This window comes from Amycolatopsis sp. WAC 04169, from assembly GCF_003947535.1.
GTDB lineage: Bacteria > Actinomycetota > Actinomycetes > Mycobacteriales > Pseudonocardiaceae > Amycolatopsis > Amycolatopsis keratiniphila.
Genome location: NZ_QHJI01000027.1, coordinates 1 through 2,126, shown reverse-complemented (window position 1 = coordinate 2,126; position 2,126 = coordinate 1). Strand labels below are relative to the sequence as shown.

Here is a 2,126-nt window from a genome sequence, read left to right as displayed (position 1 = left end):
GGAGAGGGGAAAAAAGGAAGGAAAGAAGGAGGGAAAAGGAGGAGGAAGGGGGGAAAGAGGAAAGAAGGAGAGGAGGAAAGGGGGAGAAAAGAAAGGAGGAGAAGGGAGAAAAGGAGGGGGAAGGGGAGAGAAGAAAGGAAAGAGGGAGAGAGAAGGAAGAAGGAGGAAAAGAGGAAAGAGGGGGAGAGAAGAAAAAAGGAGGAAAGAAGAGGGAGGGGAAGAGGAAAAAAGGGGAGGAGAGGGAAGAGGAGGAAGAGAGAGAAGAGAAAGGAGAAAGGAGGGGAAAAAGGAAGGGAGAAAGAGGAAGGAAAGGAAGAAAAGAAAGAAGAAAAGAGAAAAAAGGAGAAGAAGAGGAGGGAAGGGAGGAGGAAGAGGAGGGAAGAAGGGGGGGAAAAGAAGGAGAGGGGAGGAGAAAAGAGGGGGGGAGGAGAGAGAGGGAAGGAGGAGGGGAGGAAGGAGGGAGGAGAAGAGGAAAAGGAAAAGGAAAGGGAAGGAAAGAAGAGAAAAAGGGAAGGAAGAGGAAGAGAAGGAAAGAAAGAGGAGGAGGGGAGGAGGGGAGAAGAGAGGGAAGGAGGGAGAGGAGGGGGGAAGGGGGAGAAGAAGAGGAAGGAGGAGGGAGGGGAGGGAGGGAAGAAGGAGAGAAGGAAAGAGGAGAGGGAGGAAAGGGAGGAGGAGAGAGAGAGGAGAAGGGGGAAGGGGGAGAGAGAGGAGGAGAGGGAGAAGGAGGAGGAGGAGAGGGAGGAAGGGAGGGGAGAAAAAAGGGGAAGGGAGGAAAGGAAGAAGGAGGAAGAGAGAGAGGAAGGAAAGGAGGGGAGAAGGAAGAAAAGGAAAGGGGGGGGGGGAGAAAGGAGAGGAGAGAAAGGCAAGCGCAAGGGGAGGGGGGGAGGGGAAGGAAAGGCCGGAAAAAGGAGGGAGACCACGAAAGAGGAGAAGGGAGGGAAGAGAGGAGGAGGAAAAGAAGAAGAAAGGAGAAAAGGAAAGAAAGAGGGAGAAAGAAAGGAGGAAGAGAAGGAGAGGAGGGGGAAGAGCAAGCGGCAGAAAGGGGAGAGGGAGGAGAAGAAGAGGAGGCAGGGCGCGGGGAGAGGGAAGGGAGGGAAGGGAGGAGAGAGAAAGGAGAAGAGAGGGGAAGAAAAAAGAAGGGAAAAAAAAAAGGAGAAGGAAAGGAAAAAGAGAGGAGAGGGGGAGAAGGGGAAGGAGGGGAAAGAGAACGGAAGAAGGGAGAGAAAAGAAAAGAGGAGAAGGGGAGAAGAAGAAGGAAGAGAGAAGAGGAAGGAGAGAGGAGGAAGGAGAAGGGGAAGAGGAAGGAAGAGAAGAAGGAGAGAAAGAAGGAAAAGAAGAGAGAGGGAGGAGAGGGGAGAAGAAGGGAAGGGGAAGGAGGAGGAGGGGAAGGGGAAGAGAGGAAGGGAAAAGGGGGGAGGGAAAAGAAAAGGAAAGGAGGAGAAAGGGGAGAGAGAGAAAAGGAAGGGAGGGAGGGAGAAGAAAGAGGAGAGGGGGCAAGAGGAGGAGAGGAGAGGAGGAAAGAGAAGGAGGAGGGGAGGGAGAGGGGAGAGGAAGAGAGAAGAAGGGAAAAGAGGAGAAAGGGAGGGGAAGAGGAAAAAGAGAGAGAGAAAAAGAAGGAGAGAGGAAAAGAAAAGGAGGGAAGAAAGGGAGAGAGGAAAAGAGGAGAAGGGAGGAGGAAAAAGGGGAAGGGGAAAGGAGGGGGAGAGGAGAAAGGAGGAGGAGAGGGGAAAAAAGAAGAGGAGAAAAGGGAAGAGGAAGAAGGGAAAGGAGGGAAAAAAGAGGAAGAGGGGAAAGGAGAGAAAAAAAAGAAAAGGGGGAAGGGAGAGAGAGAAGGGAGGAGAGAAGGAGAGGGAAGGGGGGAAGAGGAAGGAGGAAGGGAAAGGGGAGAAAAAGGAAGAGGAGGAGGAAGGAGAGAAAGGGGGGAAAGGGGAAGGAGGGAGAGGAAAGAAGAGGAGAGAAGGAGGAAAGAGGAGGGAAAAAAGGAGGAGGGAGAGGAAAGGAGAAGGAGGGAGAAGAGAAAGGGGAGAAGAAAGGGAGGGGAAGGGAAGAGGGAAGGGGGAGAGGGAGAGGGGAGGAGGAGGGGGAGAGAGGGGAGAGGGGAAGGGGGGGGGGGGGGAAGGGGGGGA

Annotated in this window: 1 protein-coding gene; it reads left to right on the top strand. The window is 53.7% G+C overall.

Going from position 1 to position 2,126, the window contains the following annotated elements:
- Positions 1-2,126, top strand: a 2,126-nt coding sequence (locus DMC61_RS42185) for a hypothetical protein (RefSeq protein ID WP_158634183.1), incomplete at both ends; no start/stop codon positions are given.